The organism is Hominilimicola sp. (assembly GCF_046972485.1).
In the GTDB taxonomy this organism is placed as follows: Bacteria; Bacillota; Clostridia; order UBA1381; family UBA1381; genus Hominilimicola; species Hominilimicola fabiformis.
The window spans coordinates 8,610-16,207 of sequence record NZ_JBKVWU010000045.1 but is presented as its reverse complement, the minus strand read 5'-3'; the positions used below and the strand labels follow the sequence as shown (position 1 = coordinate 16,207).

Annotated in this window: 6 protein-coding genes and 1 pseudogene; 1 reads left to right on the top strand and 6 read right to left on the bottom strand. The window is 39.3% G+C overall.

Translation table 11 applies throughout. From position 1 onward, the window contains the following. Positions 1-46: 46 nt before the first annotated feature. Both ACLTU0_RS06510 and ACLTU0_RS06505 read right to left on the bottom strand, forming a co-directional pair. Entirely contained in the window at positions 47-2,182 is a 2,136-nt protein-coding gene (locus ACLTU0_RS06510) for a hypothetical protein (RefSeq protein WP_412321708.1), read from the bottom strand. 62 nt (positions 2,183-2,244) lie between these two features. Beyond that, the gene (locus ACLTU0_RS06505) at positions 2,245-3,267 is read right to left on the bottom strand and encodes a helix-turn-helix domain-containing protein (protein WP_412321707.1); all 1,023 of its coding nucleotides are present in this window, start codon (positions 3,265-3,267) and stop codon (positions 2,245-2,247) included. A 181-nt stretch (positions 3,268-3,448) separates the two neighbouring features. Here ACLTU0_RS06505 and ACLTU0_RS06500 point away from each other — a divergent pair, with 181 nt between their 5' ends. Beyond that, the gene (locus ACLTU0_RS06500; protein WP_308456628.1) at positions 3,449-3,979 is read left to right on the top strand and encodes a hypothetical protein; all 531 of its coding nucleotides are present in this window, start codon (positions 3,449-3,451) and stop codon (positions 3,977-3,979) included. A gap of 259 nt (positions 3,980-4,238) precedes the next feature. Here the strand turns inward: ACLTU0_RS06500 and ACLTU0_RS06495 are convergent, their stop codons facing one another. From ACLTU0_RS06495 to ACLTU0_RS06480, 4 genes and pseudogenes are all read right to left on the bottom strand, one after another. After that, a complete protein-coding gene (locus ACLTU0_RS06495) occupies positions 4,239-5,918 on the bottom strand; it encodes a sulfate adenylyltransferase subunit 1 (RefSeq protein ID WP_412321706.1) in 1,680 nt (559 codons plus the stop codon). Position 5,919: 1 nt separating this feature from the next. Beyond that, a complete protein-coding gene (cysD, locus tag ACLTU0_RS06490; RefSeq protein WP_022230253.1) occupies positions 5,920-6,819 on the bottom strand; it encodes a sulfate adenylyltransferase subunit CysD in 900 nt (299 codons plus the stop codon). A gap of 25 nt (positions 6,820-6,844) precedes the next feature. Continuing rightward, positions 6,845-7,159 carry a ferredoxin family protein gene (locus ACLTU0_RS06485; protein ID WP_022230254.1) on the bottom strand — a complete coding sequence of 105 codons (315 nt, stop codon included), beginning with the start codon at positions 7,157-7,159 and terminating at the stop codon, positions 6,845-6,847. Next, positions 7,143-7,598, bottom strand: a pseudogene (locus ACLTU0_RS06480) (adenylylsulfate reductase); the annotation flags it as partial. The gene ACLTU0_RS06485 and the pseudogene ACLTU0_RS06480, both read right to left, overlap by 17 nt.

Genomic DNA, 7,598 nt, shown 5'->3' with positions numbered 1-7,598 from the left:
GACTTTGGAGGAACTTTATGATTTTTTCTCTAAAAATACTCAAAAATTACATCGCAAGATGTGATTTTTGGAGCTGGCGACATTTTGTCGCCAGGCTCGTTATTTGTTGTATATCCATATACGGGTTCATTTTGTCGTTCCATATATAAACCGATATTTCTGCATTTTTCAGTTCATTCGGTATTGTAAATTCTGCCGTTAAATCATCATTTACGTTCACCGTTTCAACTCGTTTCAAAACATCATTTTCTTTGTATACAACATACATTTTTATATTTTCCGCCGACACTTGCTTGTCTAATATAATTTTCGCATTAACCCTGTCACCATCTTTTGTAAACTCAACTTTGTTGCTTACAGTCGGTGCCGCCGTCGGTTCGGCTGTTGGTGTTGCTGTCGGTGTCACCGTTGGTTCGGCCGTCGGCTTAACTGTCGGTGTTGCCGTCGGTTCAACTGTTGGTGTTGGTTCAACTGTTGGTTCGACTGTTGCTGTCGGTGTTGCCGTTGGTTCGGCGGTTGGTGTTGCTGTCGGTGTCACATCTCCGACAATCAGTCTAAAGCTATGTTCAACATTTCCGTTTGCGGTCGGTGCAGTAACTGTCACATAATACACGCCCTCTGCAATATCATCCATGTATCCAATCGTTGACGAATATTTCGTCACACTTATATTGTCCGTTATCGGTGCAAAGCACATATTAAGTTCCTTAAAATCACCCTCATAATTCCCGTCATCTGTCAATGTCGAATTTCTCGGGCCGTACGTTTTACCATTATACGAAACAGTATAAACAAGCGGTACCATACTTATATCATAAAAACCGCTGCCCTCAAATTCCGTTTCAATCGGAATATCAAAATAGCCTTGATTAACTTCAAGTGAAGTGTCATTAAACTCACTTCCTGTTATCCCAAAACTTTTCAAAACAACAGATTCTTCCGTTTTACTGCTCGTCTTAAAGCCGTCCACCGTCTTGTCAAGCGTCATATCAGATTGAGTAGCATACGGATTGAAAGTAAAACTTCCGTCACCCTTTGATGTCTTAATATATAACCTGTCATACTCGGCAATACCCGAAGAATTTACTCCGCCCGAAGTTTGAAATTCTGTCACACCGCTTAGTGTACCGTTTACCGTAAGCAATCCGTCCTTTGCCAAAACAAGTGTACCTCCGCCGTAAAAATCATTTACACTGCATTCACCCAAGTTTGACATATCCAAAATTCCGTTTGAATTAATCTTTACGTTGACATCGTCATTAATCTCGGTAAGCTCAAGCATTCCGCTGTCAACCGTAAGCAAACCTATATTTTTCATTGCACTGCTGTACTGATACTCCGTTACCACACTGACATTTGCTCTGCCGCTACCGCAGTCGCCGTCAATCTCACAAATAGGACTGTTGCTCAAATTAATATTCACATTGCCCATCACACCGTACACTGCCGAACCGGCAGTCGGTGCGGTCGGCTCATTATTCGGATCAAGGAAATTATCGGAATTATAATAACCCTCTTTTGCTCCGCAAGAATACACCTTACCGATATTTTTACCCGTCACACCGTTTATATCAATTTCAACATCTTTATCAAAACTGCCGTTGATACTTCCGGCATAGATATTTCCGAAATGCGTTTTATTACCGTTTAAAACTATCTTGCTTTTTTCTCCGACCGTCGGACTCAGGCTCACACCGTTTTTGTCGTACAACGTACCGCCTACAATATGTACTTCCCTTGTATTTTGAAAATATGAAACATTGTCAAGCGTAAGTGTATATCCGTTTGCCGCAATCAGTGCGTGATTGCCGTTTACAAGCGACAAAACCACATTTTTAAAACTCACGTTTCCGCCCAAAACCACACCCGCTTTGCGTATTGAAATCTCCGGTGCGGTATCGCTTTTTGAAGTGATTGTAACATTTTTGTTTATTACAAGCGGTTTATCGTCACTGCTGTTTACAAATGCGCCTTTTTCGCCGACACATATTGTACCGCCGTCCTCAACGGCATTTAATGCATCCTCAAACATATTATAAGGCGATTGTTCCGTTCCGTTTCCTGTGCTCGAACTGTTTCCGCCGGTAAATTCGGTGTACACCGTATTGTCACTTACCGCCATTACTATCGGCGGACAAAGTACTATACAAAGTATTAAAATCAATATGTTTTTCAGTTTCATTAATTCGCCCCTTTTTTTCTTTTTTAGTAACATTATACTATTAAATCCGTCTTTATACAAGTTTAAATCTGATAATTATAATTATCCGGCAACCTGTACTGTGACGGAACAATGCCGTATTGCTTTTTGAAAAGTTGCGAAAAATATCCAACGTCCTTATAATCAAGTCTTAATGCGATTTCGGTGATTTTCATTTCCGTATTTTTCAGTAACCACCCTGCACGTTTTAAGCGTACAGTTGTGATATAATCCACAAAGCGCATACCTGTCTGTGTTGCGAACACCGTACTTAAATACGAACTGTTCATATACAGCTTAGACGCAATAGTCTTTTGTTTCAGGTCACTTTCCGGATTGTTCAATATGTATAATATAACATCCTGCATTTGCGGATTTTGAACTTTGGGATATAATTCCCACACTTCGTTTGCAGTTTCGATAACCGCCCTTTCGGCGTCCTCGGTTCTCTCTATCCCCACATACTCCTTGACATCAATATGCGGAATATACAAATCAAGCCATTCGTTTTGCTTGAAAAGTTCGTTTACAACATTGTCGTATGTGCTGATAACCGCATTTTCCGCAAGCACGTTATCGGTAGCAATATTGTATATATCAGTGCGTGTATCGGCAAGCTGTTTTTCAAGATTGCCGCCGTGCTGTTCTATACAACTGAGTATTTCTTCGGAATGATAAACTTCTTCCTTCTTGTCAGTTCTGTTCTCTATGCGGTCGAAAATCGAACAGAACGACTTTTCAGTCAAAGGCTCTGTAAGATAATCAAACGCACCGTAAATTATACCCTGTCTTGCGTTTTCAAAATTCGGCTCACTGCTGAAAAGCACCACGCACGAACACAGCCTTTCACCTCTGATGTGCCTTAAAAGCTGAAGTCCGTCCATTCCGTCAATATCCGTTTGCATGACTGCCAAATCATAGTGCTGTTTTCTAACCTCATCATAAGCCGCCGCACCGTCTTTTGCGACCGCCGATATTTCAAATCCCGAATTTTCGCCCCAAATATTCATTCTTTTTATCTTTTCAGAAATATTTTCATCCTTAAAAACAAGCAATACCTTGTACATATAATCCCCTTCTCACACCGTATTTTTATATCATACTTATCCGATAGGTTTAATCATAACACATATTTTTTTTATTGTCAATTTAATATAGGAAATTTTTTTAATTTTTTTGTATTGTCATTTAACCGTATATATTATATAATTTTATAAAAACAATTTTTACGAACGGAGTTGTTGTTTTATGGAATTGAAGATAAAGAAAATATTTTTTAAATCATATATATTAAATACCGAAAATCAAACAGAATTTATAATAAAGAAAAACCTGAAAACATATGGTGAATATTCTGTCTGTAACAGCAGCGGTGAAATTGTTTATTCCGTAAAAATCGACCCTAAACCGCTCGACAAACGCATTAAATACGTCTTTACCGAACACGAAACACAAAACGAATTTTACGCATGGGCAGACTACAAATGGAACGACACCGAAACAAACGGCTCTGCTTTAAAGAAGCTTTACGATATTTTCGTAACACCCCCGATTGAATTTTATATTGAGGCTGAAAGCTTTTTCGGTGAACTTTGTATAAGACGAAGTAAATTCAATAAATTCGATATTCTGATAAATAACAAACTCAAAGGTTTGATTACAAATCACAAAATTTCATGTGATGAAATCGACGATAAAGCACTTCTTGCAATGCTTTACGTTTTTTCAAAATTTGTTTCGGATAATGAAAAAGAACTTGTTTCCGCTAAAATTATGTAATACAAAAGGCTGTCGGCATTTCGCCGACAGCCTTTTCTGATTATATCCAAAACCGTTATGGTTTTGGATACTTTATTTTTGGGAGTTTGAGGTGCTAACCTCATTAAAAATCATTTCTGGCGACATGTGCGGCAGAAATGGCTTAAAATCTAAAGTTTCGACTTTGGAGGAACTTTATGATTTTTTCTCTGAAAATACTCAAAAATTACATCGTATGATGTGATTTTTGGGATGGCGACACCGTCGCCATCCGTTTTGTTTATTTTACGGTAACTTTTCTGTATGTATTAAAGTTTAACCATTTTTCAAAGAATTTGTTTTCGTCATCTCTTGTTGCATATTCCCTAAGGAAGTTCACAACTTTTTCTCTTGAATCAGCCTTAATTTCAAAACCGCGTCCGTTAATGACAGGGTAACCGTCGTATTCATAATTCTTTGTTTCGATAATATCGCCTATCTTCTTATTTCTGACTTTAACCGTAACTCCGTCACGAAGTACAATTATATCAAAGCTGTCAGGATATTTATAGCTTTCACCCTCTGTCGGAATTTTGTCACCGACAGTATAAGTCTTGTCAACAGGTTGATATTTAAGTACTGACAAGCTCTGTGGATCGTAATAGAATTCTTCAAAAATATCGCCTCTTGCCTCAAGGTTTTCAAACTTAAACGATGCTCTATCCGCGAAAGAACCGCCCTTTTCTTTAAGTTCGTCAACAACACCGCAAGCCGAAGTCATATTTGTCACACGGTCGATAAGAATTAATTCACCGAGTGTTCTGTGTTCTTCAAACAAGTCTGCAACAACAGCCTCTGTAAGCAAAATTTCGCATACCGCAATACCGTTTTTGCCTATTGTTTCCGCATTGATATGCTCACCAGTATTAACGTCAATCGCATAATCAATACCTGCGACTATACCTGCGATTGTCTTTGTACCAATCTTTACAAGATAGTCTTTTCCGACTGTCAAAGGCTCATCGTCCATCCACAAAAGTGACGCTGTAAGACGCTTATAAGGTGCAAGGTTTGTACCCTTTACAAGCACACAACCTCTTGAAACGTCAACTTCTTTGTCAAGAGTAATTGTGACAGGCTGACCTTTAAATGCAGTTTCTGACTTTTTATCTCCGACATAAATTTCTTTTACATGAGCACTTTCATTGCTCGGCAATGTTGTAATCTCGTCACCGACATTTATGCTGCCCGATTCAATCTGACCTTGAAAACCTCTGAATGTGTGGTTCGGTCGGCAGACTCTCTGTACAGGGAGATAAAATCCCTGTTCTGCATTTTCTTCGCTTATATCTACATTTTCAAGATATTCTAAAAGCGGTTCGCCGTCATACCAAGTGATGTTTTCCGATTTAACCGTTACGTTGTCACCCTCTGTTGCAGACAACGGAATTATCTTAACGTTTTCAAGTGACAATTCGTTTTTCAATTCTTCAATCTGTCCTACGATTTTATCATAAGCATTTTTATCATACTTTACAAGGTCCATCTTATTTACAGCAAACACAAAGTAACGTATACCCATAAGCTTACAAATTCTCGCATGACGTCTTGTTTGAACAAGCACGCCTTGTGACGCGTCGATAAGAATTACAGCCAAGTCCGCAAATGACGCACCTACTGCCATGTTTCTTGTATATTCTTCGTGTCCGGGTGTATCGGCAACGATAAAGCTTCTGTTGTCGGTTGTGAAATAGCGGTATGCAACGTCAATCGTTATACCTTGTTCTCTTTCGGCCATAAGTCCGTCAAGTAAAAGTGAGTAGTCAATCGCTCCGCCTCTGCTGCCGACTTTACTGTCAAGCTCCAACGCTTTCTCCTGATCGGCATAAAGAAGTTTTGAGTCGTAAAGGATATGTCCTATAAGTGTTGACTTACCGTCGTCAACGCTTCCGCAAGTTATAAATTTAAGTAATCCGTTCATATTAAAAATAACCCTCCCTTTTTCTGCGTTCCATGCTTCCTGCCGCCTCATTGTCTATAACTCTTGAAGTTCTTTCGGAAGATACCGCACTTAGTGTTTCTTCAATAATTTCGTCAAGCGTATCGGCAGTCGATTCTATACCGCCTGTAAGCGGATAACAGCCAAGTGTTCTGAATCTTACCGATTTGTATTCAGGCACTTCTCCCTCTTTTAGAGGTAATCTGTCGTCATCAACCATTATAAGATTACCGTCACGTTCAACAACAGGTCTTTTTGCCGCGAAGTAAAGCGGTACAATATCAATCTTTTCACGCTTGATATACTGCCAAATATCTTTTTCTGTCCAGTTTGAAATTGGGAATACTCTCATACTTTCGCCCTTGTTAATCTTAGTGTTGTAAAGTTTCCACATTTCAGGACGTTGATTTTTAGGGTCCCAAGCCTGTGCCTCATTTCTGAATGAGAAAATTCTTTCCTTTGCACGCGATTTTTCTTCGTCACGTCTGCCGCCGCCGAATGCCGCTGTAAAGCCGTACTTTGTAAGCGCCTGCTTTAATGCCTGTGTTTTCATTATATCAGTATAAGCCGCACCGTGGTCAAACGGATTGATACCTTGCTTTATACCTTCCTCATTTGAATACACAATCATTTCAATACCGAGTTTCTTTGCGGTATCGTCACGGAATTTAATCATATCCTTAAACTTCCAAGTTGTGTCTATGTGCATAAACGGGAACGGCGGTTTTTCAGGATAAAACGCCTTCATTGCAAGGTGTAGCATTACTGAACTGTCCTTACCGATTGAGTATAGCATTACAGGCTTTTCACACTCTGCCGCTACCTCTCTTATAATATATATTGCTTCTGCTTCAAGCTCATCAAGATGTGATAATTCACTCATTTAGTGTCCCTCCTTTTAGTGTCCCTTAATACTTATTTGATTCTTTTCTGTCTATGTCTATTTCGGAAACCGTGCCGTCATATTTTTCAATTACCCATTTCAAAATATCTCCGTTTTCCTCTGTATGTACCTTACTTCCCATACCGCCTATATCCGCACCGAGATAAAACGATATTGCGTGCATAGGACATTCCTTGATACAGGAAGTACAGCCCCAGCAATCTTTCGGGTACTTTATAAATGCTTTATTATCTCCGTCCTTTTTTATAAGACTTCCCGGACATACCATACAGCATTTTCCGCAACCTATACATTTGCTTTTATCAATCATTATGCTCATATGTTCTGCCCCCTTCCACAAGGTCACGAAGTATAATTTCTATTTCACCGTCTTTAAGACGTGAATTGACGTATTTGTTAAAGTTTTCGTTATCCTTATTCGGATAATCAAGATTTTCCGCAAAACTGTGCCAGCGTGTTTCCTTTCTCGCTTTGAGATGTGCTATAACACTTCTTGCAACGACAAGTCTTTCACGAAGTTCGTATATATACATAAGCTCCTGAAAATCTTCTGCGTGAAGTTTTTCTGAAAGCTGATAGATTTGACGAATTTTCGTATCGGCTATGTCAAGCTGTTTTTCATTAAAGCGATAATTTGTCTTGATACCGCCTGCATACGAATCCATAACGGTCTGCATTGCCTCTTCAAGCTGTTCTGTCGTGAATGTTCCGTCAGTGTTTCCGTAAAGGAAATCTGTCACTTCCGATAGGTGACGTTC

What these genes read in the sequence shown, in the direction of transcription:
- ACLTU0_RS06510 (WP_412321708.1), bottom strand. Translation starts at nt 2,182, where the DNA reads ATGAAACTGAAAAACATATTGATTTTAATACTTTGTATAGTACTTTGT.
- ACLTU0_RS06505 (WP_412321707.1), bottom strand. Translation starts at nt 3,267, where the DNA reads ATGTACAAGGTATTGCTTGTTTTTAAGGATGAAAATATTTCTGAAAAG.
- ACLTU0_RS06500 (WP_308456628.1), top strand. Translation starts at nt 3,449, where the DNA reads ATGGAATTGAAGATAAAGAAAATATTTTTTAAATCATATATATTAAAT.
- ACLTU0_RS06495 (WP_412321706.1), bottom strand. Translation starts at nt 5,918, where the DNA reads ATGAACGGATTACTTAAATTTATAACTTGCGGAAGCGTTGACGACGGT.
- cysD (WP_022230253.1), bottom strand. Translation starts at nt 6,819, where the DNA reads ATGAGTGAATTATCACATCTTGATGAGCTTGAAGCAGAAGCAATATAT.
- ACLTU0_RS06485 (WP_022230254.1), bottom strand. Translation starts at nt 7,159, where the DNA reads ATGAGCATAATGATTGATAAAAGCAAATGTATAGGTTGCGGAAAATGC.